We start from the raw sequence: 16530 nt of genomic DNA, 5'->3' as shown, positions 1-16530 counted from the left end.
CAGCGGTCAGGTCAGGAACCAGGGGAGGAAAGCGTCAGTCAGTCGTCAAGGCACGGAGCCGCGCCGGCGGTGCCCGGCGTGTTGGGAGCCCAGTGAGGGTACGTGCGGGAGTCGTTGGCCGGAACCCAGCGGCCCGCGTCCACCACGTAGTCCCAGCCCAGGCCGGTCCGGCGGAGTTGCTCCAGGCCGGCAAGGAGCCGCTGGGCATCCTCCAGCCGTGAGCCCACGCCGAAGCTGGCCCGCAGGGAACCGGAGGGAAGGCCGAGGCGCTTGAGCAGCGGGTGCGCGCAGAAGCGGCCGTCCCGGAGACCAACGCCATGCTCGGCCGACAGGTACGCGGCCACAAGCCCGGCGTCGTACCCTGCCACGGAGAAGTTCACCACGCCGATGGTGCCCGCTTCAGCGTCCGTGTCCGAGAAGATCTGGTGCACGGTGACGCCGTCGATCTTCCCGAGCCCTTCCACCAGGAATGACCTGATGGCTGCCTCGTGGGCGTGCCAGCGGTCGTGGTCCAGGGACGCGATGACCTGGGTGGCGCGGGCCAGAGTGGCCGCGCCGAGGACGTTGGGGGAGCCGCCCTCGTGCCGGGCCGGACCGGTGGCCCAGCTGACGCCGTCGAGCCTGGCCTCGCGGACGGCGCCGCCGCCGGCCAGGTGGGGCGTGCCAGCGTCGAGCCAGTCGGTGCGGCCCACCAGGACGCCGGAGCCGAAGGGCGCGTAGAGCTTGTGCCCGGAGAAGGCGAGGTAGTCGACGTCGTCGGTGCTGATATTGATGCGCCGGTGCGGCGCCAGCTGCGCGGCGTCCACCACGATCCGCGCTCCGTACTCATGGGCGAGGGCGGCCAGGGCCTTGATCGGGAGGATCTCGCCGGTGACGTTGGAGGCGCCCGTGACCGCGAGGAGGCTGACGTTGCCCTGCTCAAGTTCGGCGCGGAGGACCTCGAGGGTCCCCACGATGGTGTCCGCGGCGACAACGCTGCGGTGCGGGACTCCCTGCCACGGAAGCAGGTTGGCATGGTGTTCGATGTCCAAGTAGAGGACATCGCCATTGGGCCGTCCGTCCGTCGCCGGCAGGCAACCCGCCAGCAGGTTCAGCGAGTCGGTGGTGTTCCGGGTGAAGATGACGGAGTCGTCCGGGCGCCCGCCCACAAAGTCGCGCACGATGTCCCGGGCGTTCTCGTAGACGGAGGTGCTGATCTGCGACGCGTAGCCGGCGCCGCGATGGACGCTGGCGTAGAACGGCAGGATCTCGTTGAGGTAGGCCGACACGACGGAGAGGGCGGGAGCGGATGCGCCGTAGTCCAGGTTCGCGTACCGGACATGGCCGCCCTGGATCAGCGGTGCCTGGATTTCCGCCCCGGTGACCGCAGAGAGGGGGCGCCCTGCAATAGCGGCGTCATCGTGGATCAGCGCAGTGGCATTGGCGGGGGCGGCGTTGCTGGGAGAAACAGTGTTAGGGGAGACGGTGGCAGTTGTCACGGAGACCTCACTCTAGAAGGACTCCCGGTAACGGGAATCCGCGCTTGCCGTGTCCATTCCGGACCGGCCTGGTCGTCACCCGGGGCACCCCACCGCGAATGGAGGGTTGCCGGCCAGCAAACCGGGGTTTCGCGCTGGCACTCGTGACCTGTTAAGAAGCCTAGAACATCCGCCGCTGCAGAAAGGAAGCTCGGCCCAATGTTAAGGACTTTGTTACGCGCGTTTGAGGAACAGCCTCATTTGTCGAAGATACGACGGCGGACGCCCCCTTGAGGAGGCATCCGCCGTCGATAATTCGAAGAAAGTGCCTAGAGGAGATCGTCCAGATCCGGGTTCAGCCGCTTGAGCACCTCTGAGTGCAGGATGGAGTTCGTGGCCAGGGCGTTGCCGCCGAACGGCCCGTCCTGTCCCTCCAAGGAGGTGAAGCGGCCGCCGGCTTCCACTACGATGGGCACCAGGGCAGCCATATCGTACAGGTTCAGTTCGGGCTCGCAGGCGATGTCCACGGAACCTTCGGCCACCATGCAGTAGGACCAGAAATCGCCGTAGGCGCGCGTGCGCCACACGTCCTCGGTCAGGCCCAGGAACTCATCCAGGTTGCCGCGTTCCTTCCAACCGCCCAGGCTGGAGTAGGACAGGGAGGCATCCGAAAGTTTGGAGACGTCGGAGACGCGGAGCCGCGTTGCGGCGGCAAGGGACTTGCCCATGTACGCGCCGGAACCCTTGGCGGCCCACCAGCGTTTGCCCAGCGCGGGCGCGCTGACCACTCCCACCACGGGTTCGCCTTCGTCCACGAGGGCGATCAGGGTGGCCCAAACCGGGACGCCGCGGACAAAGTTCTTGGTGCCGTCGATGGGATCAATGATCCAGCGGCGGGAGCCATGGCCCGAACTGCCGAATTCCTCGCCCAGCACGGCGTCGCGCGGACGCGAGCGGGACAGCTGGCCGCGGATGGCTTCCTCCGCGGACTTGTCCGCGTCCGTTACCGGCGTCAGGTCCGGCTTGGTCTCGATGCGGAGGTCCAGTGCCTTGAAGCGGCTCATGGTCTGGTCATCCACGGAATCTGCCAGCACATGGGCAAGGCGCAAGTCATCGTTGTAGCTCGAAGCGGGTTGGATCATGGTTCCAAACTACCGTCTCAGGGCCGCAGTGTTGGGGACATCGGCGTCCCGTCTAGCCGATGCTGCCGAGTTCCTTGGTTTCCTGGCCCACCAGGCGGGGATCCGTGCCCAGCAGCCGTCGCAGGGACGCGAGCCGGGCCGGGCCGGTGGGGCCCGCGTGGCCGGCGGACACCCAGGCATCCACGCCGCAGTTGACGGCCGCGGTGTTGTGCTTGCAGCCACGCTCGCAGGCATCCGTACCCGGCTCCAGGTCCGGGAAGGACCGCAGGATCCGGTCCGGGTCCACGTGGGCCAGGCCGAACGAACGGATGCCAGGGGTGTCGATGATCCAGCTTCCGGCGGGAGCTCCGGTCAGCTTCAGGGCTAGGGCCGACGACGACGTGTGGCGGCCGCGGCCGGTCACGGCGTTCACACCACCGGTGGCCCGTTCGGCCCCGGTGAGCGCATTGACCATGGTTGACTTGCCCACGCCGGAATGACCCAGCATCACCGAGACCTTGCCCTCGAGGTACGCGCGGAGCTGCGAAACTGCGTCACTGTCCAGGCGGGCCGAGAGGCCGTCGTCGGAGCGGGCATCGATACCTGAGGCTTCGGAGTCCGACGTGCGGCTGATGATCACCGGGAAGTCCAGGTGCTCGTAGTTGGACAGCAGTTCCGCCGGATCCTTGACGTCCGCCTTGGTGACGAGCAGCAGTGGCTCAATGCCGGCGTCGTAAGCGGCCACCAGGGCGCGGTCGATGAAGCCTGTGCGCGGCTCCGGGTTTGCGGCGGCCACCACCACCACCAACTGATCTGCGTTGGCCACCACCGCACGCTCGATCGGATCAGTGTCATCGGCGCTGCGGCGCAGCAGGGTCCTGCGGTCCTGGATCCGGACCAGGCGGGCCAGCGTGTCGGGTTCCCCGGAGACATCTCCAACGAGGGAGACGAAGTCGCCGGCAACCACGGGGGAGCGGCGGAGTTCGCGGGCCCTGGCTGCGATGATGATCCGCTCGTCGCCCGAGTCTTCGCCGACGACGGCGGTGTACCGGCCGCGGTCCACGGTGATGATGCGGCCCGTGACGGCGTCGTCGTGGCTGGGGCGGTCCTTCGTGCGCGGCCGGGAGCCCTTTTTGCTGGGCCGGATCCGGACGTCGGACTCGTCCCAGGAATCAGTGCTGCGTGCCACCGGGCGAACCTTCCATGCCGTCGGCGGCAGCCGCGCCCTGGGCCAGCATGTCGGCCCACATCTGCGGGAATTCCGGCATGGTCTTGGCAGTGGTAGCGATGTCCTGGACTTCGATGCCCGGCACCGCGAGGCCGAGGATGGCACCGGCGGTGGCCATTCTATGGTCCGCGTAGCTGTGGACGACGCCGGCGTGCAACTTTGCCGGGCGGATCACCAGGCCGTCGCTGGTCTCCTCCGCGTCGCCGCCGAGGCGGTTGATTTCGGTGACCAGCGCGGCCAACCGGTCCGTCTCGTGGCCGCGAAGGTGCGCGATGCCGGTCAGCCGTGAAGGTCCGCTGGCCAGGGCGCAGAGGGCCGCCACGGTAGGGGCGAGTTCGCTGGTTTCGTCAAAATCCGCACCCTTGATCTCTGGCCCGGCAGTGACGGTCAGGACGCCGTCAGCCAGGCTGACGTCCGCGCCCATGTCCGCCAGGATGCTGCGCCAGAGGTCTCCCACCTGGGTGGTGCCGGCGGGCCAGTCCGGGATCCGGACGGTGCCGCCGGAGGCCAGCGCGGCGGCCAGGAACGGGCCGGCGTTGGAGAGGTCCTGCTCAATGCGCTGGTCAAAGGCGCGGATGGGGCCTGGTGCCACTACCCAGTGGTTCGGCACGGAATCGTCAATTGATACACCGACGCCCCGGAGTACTGCAACGGTCATGTTGATGTGGTCCAGGCTCGGCACCGGTTTGCCCACGTGCTCCAGGTGGAGTCCGTCGGTAAACCTGGCGCCGACCAGCAGGAGGGCCGAGACGAACTGTGACGACGCACTGGCATCGATCACCAGGTGGCCGCCCCGGACTTCCCCGGTGCCTTCCACGGTGAACGGCAGCGACGAGGGGGTCCCGCCGTCGTCCGCGGTCAGGGCCACCCCGAGGGCTTTCAGGGCCTCGATGATGGTGCGCATGGGACGCTTCCGGGCGTGGGGGTCGCCGTCGAAAACGCTCACGCCGTTGCGCAACGCCGCAAGCGGCGGAACAAAACGCATTACTGTTCCGGCGAGGCCGCAGTCAATGTGCGTCCGTGACGACGGCGCCTCCTGGCTCAGGGGCATGACCTCAAGGTCCGGCCCGAACGCGCCGTCGCCGGGCACCTCCGTGATGGTGGCTCCCAACTGGCGGAGGGCGTCGATCATCAACGCAGAGTCCCGGGAATGCAGGGGGGCGCGGAGGCGGGACGGCCCGTCAGCCAGCGCGGCCAGCACCAGGAACCGGTTGGTCAGGGATTTTGAACCCGGCACCGTGACGGTGGCGTTGATGGGCCTGCTGGCGAAGGGGGCCGGCCAGTGCGGAACGGTGCCGGTGGAGCTGTGTGAGTCGGTGGCTGCGGGCGGGGTGGAACCGGTCATCCGTCCTTACGCCCCCGTTGCGTGTTCGACGGCGCGGCGCACGGCCTTGTCTGCCTTGTTAAGCTTTTGGCCGGTGGTCTTGCGGGCGCCGGCGGCGCTCTTCCGGGCGTCCGCGGCGAGGTGCCCGGCACGCCAGGCCAGGCCCGGCTTGCCAGCGGTGTCCACCGAGGCCAGCAGGGCGCCGCCGCTGAGGGAAATGTTCTTGAGCAGCTGGTTCCGGCGGGCCTGGCGGCCTTCCTTGGTGCTGATGTCTGCGCTGCGCCATTCCACAAAGGTGTTCAGGAGCGAGATGACTGTCAGCAGCGTTGCCGAGAGGCGGCTGAACTTGCCCAGGCCGAACAGTACGCCTGCACCCACCTGCGTTCCTCCGATCACCCGTGCCAGCATCTTTTCGTCGGCCTGGAACGGCAGCGACGCGGCTGCCTTCTGCAGGAGCGGCGAGAGCTGGGTGGCGGTGTCATCGGCATTCTTCAGCTTGTCCAGTCCGGCGACTACGAAACTGGAAGCCAGCATGGGGCGGGCGAGAGTACGGACAAAGGACATGGATTTCCTCCTGGCTGGACGAACCGCACCGGATGCGGCGGAGTCCGTTCTAGTCTTGCACTTTTGGGGAATATTTGCCTGCCGCCAGCGGTTATGGTTTGCGGGTCCGCCGAACACCGGACGAATTGACTCATCATGGATTCCCCGGCAGGTATTTGCCTGGAACACTATGGCCTGACACAGACTGGAGTTGCCCTTGAGGTTACTGAAGGACGGGACGGAGCCCGCCGGACCCGTAGCACTGCAGACTCTGGAATCCGATCCTCCGGAGTACGGATCGCCGCGTGCCAAGGCCGTCACAGTAGACTTGAACGCAATGAGCACCCTGGATCCGGCCCTCGAGGCCATGTATGAGGCCTCCGTACGCGAAGCCAAAACAAGCAGCGAAGCCAATGCCCGCAGCGATGCGCCGGCAGGGAGTGACTCGCGGCCGGCAGACGCGCAGCCTGCAGGGGATGTCCCTGCGCCCGCTGAGCCTGTGCCCGCTGAGCCTGCGCCCGCCGAGCAACCCGTGGATGTGGCCACCGAATCAGCGGAAGAACGCCGGGTCCGTTTTGAGCGTGATGCCATGCAGTACGTGGATCAGCTCTACTCGGCCGCCATGCGGATGGCCAGGAACCCCGCAGATGCGGAAGACCTGGTCCAGGAGGCCTACACCAAGGCGTTCTCAGCGTTCCACCAGTACAAACCCGGCACCAACCTCAAGGCCTGGCTGTACCGGATCCTGACCAACACGTACATCAACCTCTACCGCAAGCGGCAGCGGGAACCGCTGCAGTCGAACTCGGACACCATCGAGGACTGGCAGCTGGCCAGGGCCGAGTCGCACACGTCCCGCGGCCTGCGCTCGGCCGAGGCTGAGGCGCTGGACCACCTGCCGGACTCGGACGTCAAGCGGGCGCTCCAGGCAATCCCCGAGGAGTTCCGGCTGGCGGTGTACTTCGCCGACGTCGAGGGCTTCGCGTACAGGGAGATCTCGGACATCATGAACACGCCCATCGGGACTGTGATGTCACGGCTTCACCGCGGCAGGAAAATGTTGCGGGACATGCTGGCGGACTATGCCGCCGAACGAGGATTCAAAGGCGCCGTCGAATCACAGGACACGGCCGCGAACACACAACAGGAGAACAGGAAATGAGCGACTGCCAGGGATTGGGCGACTGCGATGACGCCCGGATGCAACGCATCTACGAATACCTCGACGGGGCATTGACCCGCGAGGACATCACGGAAATCAAGACCCACCTTGATGAGTGCCCTGAGTGCACGGAGCAGTACGACCTCGAGTGCGTGATCCGCACCATGGTGAAGCGCTCGTGCACCGAGGCCGCTCCGGAAAACCTGAAGAACGCCATCCTGGACCGGATCCACTCCATTCGCCCGGTGGACGCCTGACGCAAGCGGTACCCGTCTGCAGGGACCCACGTGACCGCATCGACGCCGGACTGCGTCGATGCCCGTCAGCAGAACCGCAGGCGCCAAAGACCAGCGCAAAGACGAAGGACCCCGAAAGCCGTTTGGCTTCCGGGGTCCTTCGCTTAAACCGTTTTCCAAGCTTTAGCTTAGGCGTTGGGGCGCTTCCCGTGGTTCGCGCCGCCACGCTTACGGTCACGACGTTTACGTGCACGCTTGCTCATAGCTGGCCTCCTTAAATGTTGGTACTCAAAAGAGCTGCCCTCAAGTCTCCCACACCATGGGACACGCCGCGAAACCGAAACGGGCTGTGACCGGGGGCAACACCGGTCCGGCGGCGCAGTCCGGCTGCTCAGCCGGGCTGCTCAGCCGGGCGGCTCAGCCGGGCAGTGAGTTGCGGATGGAGATGCGCGCCTGGTCCAGCACGGTCCTGACAGTTTCCAGCGTGACGGCGCTGAGCGGTTGCCGGGTGGCCTGCAGCCGCAGTTCCACGCGCAGGTCGTCCCGGAACGCCTGCAGCAGCATCTCCGCTTCCTTCAGCTCCTGGAACCCTTCCGAAGACTGGCGGCCGGCTTTCCGGAAATCGGCGGCCCGCGCCGTGGAACGGGCCGCCTCGGCCGTGGCCGCCAGGTCTGCCCGCAACCCGCGCATGTTGGCGCGGATATCCGCCCGCAGGTTGTCCGCCAGGCGGCGGACGGAAGCGGAAATGTCGTTCTCGACTCCGGCGAGTTCCTCCCGGCGCTTGTTGAGTTCAGCAAGCCCCGCCGCGGTGATGCGGTAGTTCGTGCGGCGGCCTTCTGATTCAGTGGCGACGAGCCCTTCTTCCTCCAGCTTCCCAAGCCGGGGATAGATGGTTCCCGCGCTGGGGGAGTAGGTGCCGCCGAACCGTTCGCTGAGGGCTTTGATCAGTTCATAGCCGTGTTTGGGCCCCGACTCCAGCAGTGCGAGCAAGTACAGCCGGAGCGCACCATGGGCGAACACCGGAGGCATCAGTGCCCCGTTTCCGGGCTACTTGCGTCGTCATTGCGGGCCGGCTGGCCATGAAAGATGGACGTTTTGCCGGACACCGAGTTGGTCCGCACCAGCATCAGCTTGCCGTCCGGTCCGGCAATGGTTTCCACCTTGCCGCCGGGCTGGGAGTACTGCTGGTCATCAATCACCACAACGCCGCTGGCCGATTTCGCGACGATGTCCACGCCGACGTCGTGCGGCAGCCTGATGGTGAGGTCGCCGGAGACTGAATTGGCACCGAAGTCGTGGGTAAAGCCGAGCAGGTCAAAACTCATGTCGCCGCTGACCGTGTGAGCCCTGATGTTGCTGAACCGGCCGGATGCGGTGACCTCGCCGGAGACGCTCTTGGCGGTCAGGACGCCGTCGTGGTTTCGCGCGATGACTTCGCCGCTGACGGTGTTGACGTGAAGTTCCCCGGATGTGCCGTCTGCCATCACAGAACCCGAGACGGTATTGAGCCGCGTGCGCCCGCTGATTCCGGACACGAGGCCATCGCCGCTGACCGTGCCGGCCTCCACCTCGACGCCGGCCGGCAGAGCGATGCTGATCACCGCTGAGTTGTTGCTGTTGTGGTTGACCGTGCCCATCAGGTTCTTGAACCAGCCCTGGGGGCCGTGCAGCTGATGGCGGACCTCAAGCCTGCCGTCCGTCAGTGTCACCGACACGGGATCGCCCTGGACGTCGTTGATCTCCACACGGGCCACGGCGTCGGCGTGCGTGACGACGTCGAACCTGCCGCGGACCATGCCCAGCTTCAGCGACCGGACGTGGTCAACGTCGATGGTTTGCGGACCTGTGACGGTCCAGCTGTCCTCTGTCATGAATCCTCCAAAACCGCGATATATCGTGACTGATATCTCAAGATATAACGGACCGCTGGACCCGTCAAGATATATCGCGACTGGAAGGGTTGGCGAAGCCTACTCGGGGGCGTCCATGCCCAGCCACTGGAACCAGCCACGGTGGAGGACCAGCCAGGCCATCAGGCCATAGCCCGCCTGCCCCGGCGTGCCGGTGTTCGCCGCAAGGTCCTGGCGCCACTGTTCGTGGTTCAGAAGGGGGGAGAACGTGTCCACATAGAGGTGCTTGCGCCTGGTGGTGACGTCAGCGAAGGCCGTGTTCAGATCGGCGAGCCGGCGGTTCTGTACCGGGTCCAGCGTGGGCGGCGGGCCCACCACAAACACCTCGATCCGGTTCTGCGTGGCGGTATCCAGGATGTTGGCCAGGTTCAGGCGGCTGCGGGCGGTCGACAGGCCGAACTCGATGTCCCGGCCCGAGAGGCCAATCACCAGGCGGTTCTCGTGCTGGTCGCCGAACCGCCGCCCGGCCTCCTCCTGCCAGCGGGCAGCCAGCCCCTCCGTTCCTTCCTGGGGACAGGGGAGGGCATACGCTTCCAGGACCATGCCGTCCTGCGGAGTGCGGGCCAACACGCGGCCCAGCCAGCCGAGGGCCCTGGGATCGCCTAGCCCGGCCAGCAGTTCATCTCCAACAGCTGCGATCCGCAGCTTCCTGTCTTCCACAAGTCCCTCTTTACGTCCGTGCCGATTCAGGCCAATCGGCGTGGCTATGATCCATCTTCATTAAACAGAACTGCCCGGCCGGAGTCTGGTATTTCGACGTCCGGCCGGGCAGCCACTGGGACTACTTCCGCGCAAATGCCTGCTTCAGCAGTGAATCCTGCTCAGCTGCGTGTCGCTTCATGGAGCCAGCCGCCGTGGAGGCCGATGCGGGACGCGACACCAGGCGAACGCGCCGGTCCAGCGCCTCCGGGAGGTTCAGGCCCATAAACGGCCACGGTCCCTGGTTGGCGGGCTCGTCCTGTGCCCAGACAACCTCCGCGTTCGGGTACTTGGCCAGTTCCGCTGCGATTTCTTCGTGCGGCAGCGGGTAGAGCTGCTCCACACGGACAATCGCGGTGGTCTTGTCACCGGTCTTCTGCCGGGTGGACAGGAGATCGTAGTACAGGCGGCCGGAGACCAGCAGTACGCGTTCGACGGCGTCTGCCGCCAGCTGCTCGTGGTCACCTATGACGGGGCGGAAGGAGCCCGTGGTGAAGTCCTCGACGGACGACGCGGCTGCCTTGAGGCGCAGAAGCTGCTTCGGCGTGAAGATGATCAGCGGCTTGCGCGGCCGGCTGTACGCCTGGCGGCGCAGCAGGTGGAAGTGTGATGCCGCCGTGGTGGGGTTGGCGACGATCATGTTCTCTTCGGCGCACATCAGCAGGAAGCGTTCGATGCGTGCCGACGAGTGGTCCGGGCCCTGGCCTTCGTAGCCGTGCGGCAGCATCAGGACCAGGGAGGAGCGCTGGCCCCACTTCTGCTCGGCCGAGGAGATGAACTCATCGATGATGGTCTGCGCGCCGTTGACGAAGTCACCGAACTGCGCTTCCCACAGCACCAGGGCATCCGGGCGTTCCACCGAGTAGCCGTATTCGAAGCCCATGGCCGCGTATTCGGACAGCAGGGAGTCGTAGATCCACAGCTTCGCCTGGTCATCCGAGAGGTGGCCCAGGGGCAGCCACTCGCCGCCGTTGGCGCGGTCGTGGAACACTGCGTGGCGCTGCACAAACGTGCCGCGGCGCGAGTCCTGGCCGGCAAGCCGGACGGGAACGCCTTCCATGATCAGCGAACCGAAGGCCGCGATCTCGCCAAAGCCCCAGTCGATGCCGCCTTCGCGGGACATCTGCTCGCGCTTTTCGAGGAGCTGCTTGAGCTTGGCGTGGACGGTGAAGCCCTCGGGGATCTGGACGTGGGCCTTGCCGATGTGTGCCAGGGTCTCCGGAGAAATGGCAGTGGACGCCGGGGCGTTGGTGCCGAAGTCAGCCTGCTGGGCGATGGGACGCTCAATGTCGGAGACGGCGGCGGAGTCCGCGGTGATGATCGGGATGGGCGAGGTCTGGGCCGCGTGCGTTTCGGCGAAGACCCGCTCCAGCCGTTCCTGGTAGTCGCGGAGCAGCTGCTCCGCTTCTTCCTCGGTGATGTCGCCACGGCCGATGAGTGCCTCGGTGTACAGCTTGCGGACGGAGCGCTTGGCTTCGATCAGGTTGTACATCATGGGCTGGGTCATCGAGGGGTCGTCACCCTCGTTGTGGCCACGGCGGCGGTAGCACACCATGTCGATCACAACGTCCTTGTGGAACCGCTGGCGGAACTTGTAGGCGAGCTGGGCGATGCGAACCACTGCCTCGGGATCGTCACCGTTCACGTGGAACACCGGCGCCTGGATCATCTTGGCGACGTCCGTGGAGTAGGTGGACGAGCGCGACGACGACGGCGCCGTGGTGAAGCCGACCTGGTTGTTGACCACCACGTGGATGGTGCCGCCGGTCCGGTAACCGCGGAGCTGGGACAGGTTCAGCGTCTCAGCAACCACGCCCTGGCCTGCGAACGCAGCATCTCCGTGGACCATGAGGGGCAGGACCGGGAAGGCCTCGCCCTGGTCCAGGCGGTCCTGCTTGGCGCGGACGATGCCTTCGAGCACCGAGTCGACAGCCTCGAGGTGGGACGGGTTGGCGGCGAGGTAGACCTTGGTCTCGTTGCCGTTTTCCGAGGTGAACGTGCCTTCGGTACCGAGGTGGTACTTCACGTCGCCGGAGCCCTGCACGGAGCGGGGATCCTGGGTGCCTTCGAATTCGCGGAACACCTGGGCGTAGGTCTTGCCGGCGATGTTGGTGAGGACGTTCAGGCGGCCGCGGTGGGCCATGCCGATTGCAACTTCGTCCAGTCCGTCGTCAGCGGCATCGGAAATGATGGCGTCCAGCAGCGGAATCAGGGATTCGCCGCCTTCCAGGGAGAAGCGCTTCTGGCCGACGAACTTGGTCTGCAGGAAGGTTTCAAACGCTTCGGCCGCGTTGAGCCGGGACACGATGCGCAGCTGCTCTTCGCGGCTCGGCTTCGAGTAGGGGTGCTCCAGCTGGTCCTGGAACCACTTGCGTTCCTCCGGCTCCTGGATGTGCATGTACTCGATGCCGGTGGTGCGGCAGTATGCGTCGCGGAGTACGCCGAGGATGTCGCGGAACTTGAGCATGGGTGCGCCGCCGAAACCGCCGGTGGGCCACTGACGGTCCAGGTCCCACAGCGTCAGCCCGTAGGTGAGGACGTCAAGGTCCGGGTGCTTGCGCTGGACATACTCCAGGGGATCGGTGTCCGCCATCAGGTGGCCGCGCACGCGGTAGGAGTGGATCAGCTGCTGGATCCGGGCAACCTTGTTGATCTCGTCAGCGGGGTCCACCTGCAGGTCGGGGCTCCAGCGGATGGGCTCGTACGGGATGCGCAGTGACTCGAAGATGTCGTCGTAGAAGTTCTGGGCACCGAGCAGCAGCTGGTGCACAAGCTTCAGGAACTCGCCGCTGCCGGCTCCCTGGATGACGCGGTGGTCATAGGTGGACGTCAGCGTAAGGACCTTGCTGATGGCATTCTGCGCGATGATCTTTTCACTGGCGCCCTGGAACTCGGCCGGGTAGTCCAGCGCGCCGACGCCGATGATGGCGGCCTGTCCCTTGGACAGACGCGGCACGGAGTGAACGGTGCCGATGCCGCCGGGGTTGGTCAGGGACACCGTGGTGCCGGAGTGGTCATCAGCGGTCAGCTTGCCGCTGCGGGCACGCTTGATCAGGTCTTCATAGGTGTGCCAGAACTCGGAGAAGTTGAGGGTCTCCGCTTTCTTGATGTTGGGCACTATGAGCAGGCGGGTGCCGTCCGGCTTGGGCATGTCAATGGCGATGCCGAAGTTGACGTGGGCCGGTTGGACAGCACTGGGCTTGCCGTCGATTTCGTCGTAGTAGACGTTCATCGACGGGAACTGGGCGAGTGCGCGGATCACGGCGTAGCCGATGAGGTGCGTGAAGGAAACCTTGCCGCCGCGTGCTCTGGCCAGGTTGGAGTTGATGACCACGCGGTTGTCGATCAGCAGCTTTGCCGGAATAGCCCGGACGCTGGTGGCCGTGGGGACCTCAAGGCTGGTGACCATGTTGGTGGCGATGGCCTTGGCCGGGCCGCGAAGAACGGAGACCACGTCCTCTTCCGGAGCCGTGGGTGCCTTGACGTTTTTGGGAAGCTGGGCAGGGATCGGCTGGGCCGTGCTTCCGGGCTCGGTCTTCTTCGCGCCATCGCGGGCGACCGTAGCGGGAGCTTTCTTTGCCGCCGCGGGGGCGGCGGCCGGCGCTGCGGGCTGTGCGGCCGGCGACGTTGCCGGTGCAGCAGTTGCAGAAGCCGGAGGCGCCGGTGGTACAGCCGGCATTTCGCGGGTTGCTGGGTGGGCCACGGCTACCGCCGTGCTTCCGTTGGAAGAAGAACCGCTGCCTGAATCGAAGGACTCGAACAGGGGCCACCATTTGGTATCCACCGTGTTCTTGTCTTTCTGATACTGCTCGTACAGTTCGTCAACGAGCCACTCGTTTCCGCCAAATTCCTCTGGTAGACGGTGGCTTGGCTGCTCTGGCACTTGAAATACGCCTCTTCCATGAGTTTGATTTCTCTCTGGCCGCCACGGTGCCGCAGCACAACATTCGAACCAGTCTCTGCGTCCTGAACCCGGACCTTTGCCAGTCTAATGAGCATTCTGTGTTAACTGCCAATAACGGTGACCCAAATCATGGCAATGACGCGGAGATCGCGGATTGTGGCATCCGGAAGCCGTCCCGGCGCGGGTGCGCCGTGACCTCAGTGCGGCCATCCGAAAGGCGCAATCTGCTCCTGTAGACTGAAATTCTTATGGACAGTAAATCTAGGTGCCGGCCTGGGGGCTGTCAGCGGAGTATGAAGTACAGCACCGCGCAGTCCACCCGCAGAGCCGGCAAACCCCGAACACGCGCCCATCATTTTCCGTCAGCCCACCCCGGCGGAGCCCCTATGGAAACAGCGTCGGCTTCGGCCGATCATCCTCCGCCGGTCCGTTTCCCCCGGCTTCACACAATTTCTCCCGGCTTTCGGGCGGGATTCTGAATGGAGTGGTTGCTCCTCGCGGCAGGCCTCCTGCTGATCGCCGGCACCGGCTTTTTCGTCGCCGTCGAATTTTCCCTGATTGCCCTTGACCAGGCCACGGTCCAACGTGCCATCGATAACGGTGACACGGGTGCCGTCCCACTGCTCAAGTGCCTGAAATCCCTCTCAACCCAGCTTTCCAGCTGTCAGCTCGGCATCACTCTGACCACCCTTCTGACCGGTTACGTGATGGAACCGTCGGTAGGACGCCTCCTCGAGGGCCCGTTGGCCGCCGTCGGAATTCCCGAAGTGGCTGCCGCGTCCGTTTCCCTGGTCATAGCGATGGCGCTGGCAACGCTGCTGTCCATGCTGCTTGGCGAACTGGTGCCCAAGAACATGGCCATTGCGCTGTCCTTCCAAGTGGGCAAGGCGCTGGCGCGGCCGCAGCTGGTCTTTACCGCCATCTTCAAACCCGCCATCGTGGTGCTCAACGGCTTTTCCAACAAGGTACTGAACGTCTTTGGCCTGGAGGCCAAGGAAGAGATTTCCGGTGCCCGGACGCCGGCCGAGCTCGCCTCCCTGGTGCGGCGCTCCGCCGCCATGGGAACGCTCGACGCCGGGACGGCCAACTTTGTGGCCCGCACCCTGAACTTCTCGGCCCGGACGGCCGCCGATGTTATGACGCCCCGGATCCGGATGGAAACCATCGACGCCGACCAGCCTGTCTCGGACATCCTGGACGCCGCCCGGCGCACCGGGTACTCCCGTTTCCCCGTCATCGGGGAGTCCTCCGACGACATCAAGGGCCTGGTCCACGTCAAGAAGGCCGTTGCCGTGCCGTGGGACCGGCGGGCCAACCTGGAGGCCGGAGCCATCATGACCGATGTCCTCCGCGTGCCGGAGACCATCCACCTCGATGCCCTCCTGGCCGAGCTGCGCGAGGGAAACCTCCAGCTCGCCATTGTCCTGGACGAATACGGCGGAACCGCAGGCATCGCCACCCTTGAGGACCTGGTGGAGGAAATCGTCGGTGAAGTGTCCGACGAGCACGACAAGGTACGCCCGGGACTGCTCCAGAGCGCCTCCGGGGACTGGTACTTCCCCGGATTGCTGCGCCCCGACGAGCTTTCCGAACAGATCCCGGGGCTGACCGTTCCGGACGAAGCCGCCTACGAAACCGTGGGCGGGTACGTCATGAGTGAACTGGGCCGGATCGCCGCAGTGGGGGACACCGTCGACGTAGGCGGAGGCACGCTGAGCGTGACCAGGATGGACGGCCGAAGGATCGAGCGGATCTCCTTCCATCCGGCGGCGCCTGAAGCGGAGCCTGCTCCGAAAGACGGGAGTGAACGATGAGTGACTGGGCCGGAATTGCCTGGCTGATTGTCCTCCTGCTGGGTAACGCGTTTTTTGTCGGCGCCGAGTTCGCCGTGATGTCGGCCAGGCGCAGCCAGATCGAACCCCTCGCCGAGGCCGGTTCCAAGCGGGCACAGACCACGTTGCGCGCCATGGAAAACGTCTCATTGATGCTGGCCTGTGCGCAGTTGGGCATCACCGTGTGCTCGCTGCTGATCCTGCAGGTGGCCGAACCGGCCATCCACCACCTGATGGCGGCTCCCCTGGAAGCTGTCGGGCTGCCGGTGGAAGTTGCCGACGTCGCAGCGTTCGCCATTGCCCTGATGGTGGTGACCTTCCTCCACGTGACGTTCGGCGAGATGGTGCCGAAGAACATCTCGGTATCGGTGGCGGACAAGGCTGCCTTGCTTCTGGCGCCGCCGCTGATGTTCGTTGCGAAGCTGGTCAACCCGGCCATCGTCGCGCTGAACTGGTCCGCCAACCACATCCTCAAGCTCCTGCGGATTGAGCCCAAGGATGAGGTGAACTCGTCCTTTACGCTCGAAGAAGTCCAGTCGATCGTGCAGGAATCCACCCGTCACGGGCTGGTGGATGATGACGCGGGCCTGATCACCGGCGCCCTGGAATTTTCCGAATACACGGCCTCGGACATCATGGTTCCGCTGGACGACCTGGTCATGCTGAAGGCGGCCACCACGCCGGTGGAGTTTGAAAAAGCCGTCAGCAGGACCGGTTTTTCGAGGTTCCCGATGCTGGACGATGACGGCATGCTGTCCGGGTACCTCCACGTGAAGGATGTGCTGTCCATTCCCGAGTCGGACTACCAGCACCCCATCGCCGAGAGCAGGATCCGCTCGCTGGCCAACCTTGCGCTGGACGACGAAGTTGAAACGGCCATGTCCGTCATGCAGCGCACGGGCTCACACCTGGCCCGCGTGATCGGCGCGGACGGGCAGACCCATGGGGTCCTGTTCCTGGAAGACGTGATCGAGCAGCTGGTGGGAGAGATCCGGGACGCCACGCAGGCCACCGGCATCAGGAGGCTGGGCCAGCCGAACGGTGACTGAGCGCGGCCGGGTCCGAAAGGGACCGGCCCGGCTATCCTAAATAGGAATCATTCACATTTAGGGGT

14 protein-coding genes and 1 riboswitch are annotated in these 16530 nt (G+C 65.5%); of the genes, 4 read left to right on the top strand and 10 right to left on the bottom strand.

Translation table 11 applies throughout. The features are described from left to right. Nucleotides 1-38: 38 nt before the first annotated feature. The 5 genes from ACX80X_RS01500 to ACX80X_RS01480 form a co-directional block, all read right to left on the bottom strand. Complete coding sequence (locus tag ACX80X_RS01500; RefSeq protein ID WP_252614329.1) at nt 39-1478, bottom strand: aminotransferase class V-fold PLP-dependent enzyme; 1440 nt, start codon at nt 1476-1478, stop codon at nt 39-41. 35 nt (nt 1479-1513) lie between these two features. After that, nucleotides 1514-1627: riboswitch (SAM riboswitch) on the bottom strand. A 159-nt stretch (nt 1628-1786) separates the two neighbouring features. After that, nucleotides 1787-2599, bottom strand: a complete 813-nt coding sequence (hisN, locus tag ACX80X_RS01495; protein WP_104061136.1) for a histidinol-phosphatase — start codon at nt 2597-2599, stop codon at nt 1787-1789. A 52-nt stretch (nt 2600-2651) separates the two neighbouring features. Further along, nucleotides 2652-3767, bottom strand: coding sequence for a ribosome small subunit-dependent GTPase A (gene rsgA, locus ACX80X_RS01490; RefSeq protein WP_058931974.1), 1116 nt, complete (start codon nt 3765-3767; stop codon nt 2652-2654). Beyond that, entirely contained in the window at nt 3751-5151 is a 1401-nt protein-coding gene (gene aroA / locus ACX80X_RS01485) for a 3-phosphoshikimate 1-carboxyvinyltransferase (RefSeq protein ID WP_252614328.1), read from the bottom strand. Before aroA ends, rsgA begins: the two co-directional genes overlap by 17 nt. Before the next feature lie 6 nt (nt 5152-5157). After that, nucleotides 5158-5694 (bottom strand): DoxX family protein, encoded by a 537-nt coding sequence (locus ACX80X_RS01480; RefSeq protein ID WP_252600117.1) that lies wholly within the window; start codon nt 5692-5694, stop codon nt 5158-5160. A 316-nt stretch (nt 5695-6010) separates the two neighbouring features. Here ACX80X_RS01480 and ACX80X_RS01475 point away from each other — a divergent pair, with 316 nt between their 5' ends. Next, nucleotides 6011-6835 carry a sigma-70 family RNA polymerase sigma factor gene (locus ACX80X_RS01475; RefSeq protein WP_252614327.1) on the top strand — a complete coding sequence of 275 codons (825 nt, stop codon included), beginning with the start codon at nt 6011-6013 and terminating at the stop codon, nt 6833-6835. Next, nucleotides 6832-7092 (top strand): mycothiol system anti-sigma-R factor, encoded by a 261-nt coding sequence (rsrA, locus tag ACX80X_RS01470; RefSeq protein ID WP_185260958.1) that lies wholly within the window; start codon nt 6832-6834, stop codon nt 7090-7092. The genes ACX80X_RS01475 and rsrA overlap by 4 nt, the downstream gene beginning before the upstream one ends. A gap of 167 nt (nt 7093-7259) precedes the next feature. Here the strand turns inward: rsrA and ACX80X_RS01465 are convergent, their stop codons facing one another. From ACX80X_RS01465 to ACX80X_RS01445, 5 genes are all read right to left on the bottom strand, one after another. Further along, the gene (locus ACX80X_RS01465) at nt 7260-7334 is read right to left on the bottom strand and encodes a 50S ribosomal protein bL37 (RefSeq protein ID WP_104061284.1); all 75 of its coding nucleotides are present in this window, start codon (nt 7332-7334) and stop codon (nt 7260-7262) included. 154 nt (nt 7335-7488) lie between these two features. Beyond that, nucleotides 7489-8100, bottom strand: coding sequence for a PadR family transcriptional regulator (locus ACX80X_RS01460; protein ID WP_252614326.1), 612 nt, complete (start codon nt 8098-8100; stop codon nt 7489-7491). Beyond that, entirely contained in the window at nt 8100-8942 is an 843-nt protein-coding gene (locus ACX80X_RS01455; protein ID WP_252614325.1) for a DUF4097 family beta strand repeat-containing protein, read from the bottom strand. The genes ACX80X_RS01460 and ACX80X_RS01455 overlap by 1 nt, the downstream gene beginning before the upstream one ends. A 99-nt stretch (nt 8943-9041) precedes the next feature. After that, entirely contained in the window at nt 9042-9641 is a 600-nt protein-coding gene (locus ACX80X_RS01450) for a GDSL-type esterase/lipase family protein (RefSeq protein ID WP_252614324.1), read from the bottom strand. A gap of 121 nt (nt 9642-9762) precedes the next feature. Continuing rightward, nucleotides 9763-13563 carry a multifunctional oxoglutarate decarboxylase/oxoglutarate dehydrogenase thiamine pyrophosphate-binding subunit/dihydrolipoyllysine-residue succinyltransferase subunit gene (locus ACX80X_RS01445; protein WP_459311002.1) on the bottom strand — a complete coding sequence of 1267 codons (3801 nt, stop codon included), beginning with the start codon at nt 13561-13563 and terminating at the stop codon, nt 9763-9765. A 500-nt stretch (nt 13564-14063) separates the two neighbouring features. On the opposite strand from ACX80X_RS01445, the gene ACX80X_RS01440 reads away from it, so the two are divergent. Then, complete coding sequence (locus tag ACX80X_RS01440; RefSeq protein WP_252614322.1) at nt 14064-15398, top strand: hemolysin family protein; 1335 nt, start codon at nt 14064-14066, stop codon at nt 15396-15398. Beyond that, nucleotides 15395-16465, top strand: coding sequence for a hemolysin family protein (locus tag ACX80X_RS01435; protein WP_252614321.1), 1071 nt, complete (start codon nt 15395-15397; stop codon nt 16463-16465). The genes ACX80X_RS01440 and ACX80X_RS01435 overlap by 4 nt, the downstream gene beginning before the upstream one ends. The last annotated feature ends 65 nt before the right edge of the window (nt 16466-16530 follow it).

This window comes from Pseudarthrobacter sp. MDT3-1 (assembly GCF_054510755.1).
The sequence above is the reverse complement of the archived record's forward strand: the minus strand, read 5'-3'. Positions and strand labels throughout refer to the sequence as shown.

What these genes read in the sequence shown, in the direction of transcription:
- hisN (WP_104061136.1), bottom strand. Translation starts at nt 2,599, where the DNA reads ATGATCCAACCCGCTTCGAGCTACAACGATGACTTGCGCCTTGCCCAT.
- aroA (WP_252614328.1), bottom strand. Translation starts at nt 5,151, where the DNA reads ATGACCGGTTCCACCCCGCCCGCAGCCACCGACTCACACAGCTCCACC.
- ACX80X_RS01480 (WP_252600117.1), bottom strand. Translation starts at nt 5,694, where the DNA reads ATGTCCTTTGTCCGTACTCTCGCCCGCCCCATGCTGGCTTCCAGTTTC.
- ACX80X_RS01475 (WP_252614327.1), top strand. Translation starts at nt 6,011, where the DNA reads ATGAGCACCCTGGATCCGGCCCTCGAGGCCATGTATGAGGCCTCCGTA.
- rsrA (WP_185260958.1), top strand. Translation starts at nt 6,832, where the DNA reads ATGAGCGACTGCCAGGGATTGGGCGACTGCGATGACGCCCGGATGCAA.
- ACX80X_RS01460 (WP_252614326.1), bottom strand. Translation starts at nt 8,100, where the DNA reads ATGCCTCCGGTGTTCGCCCATGGTGCGCTCCGGCTGTACTTGCTCGCA.
- ACX80X_RS01455 (WP_252614325.1), bottom strand. Translation starts at nt 8,942, where the DNA reads ATGACAGAGGACAGCTGGACCGTCACAGGTCCGCAAACCATCGACGTT.
- ACX80X_RS01440 (WP_252614322.1), top strand. Translation starts at nt 14,064, where the DNA reads ATGGAGTGGTTGCTCCTCGCGGCAGGCCTCCTGCTGATCGCCGGCACC.
- ACX80X_RS01435 (WP_252614321.1), top strand. Translation starts at nt 15,395, where the DNA reads ATGAGTGACTGGGCCGGAATTGCCTGGCTGATTGTCCTCCTGCTGGGT.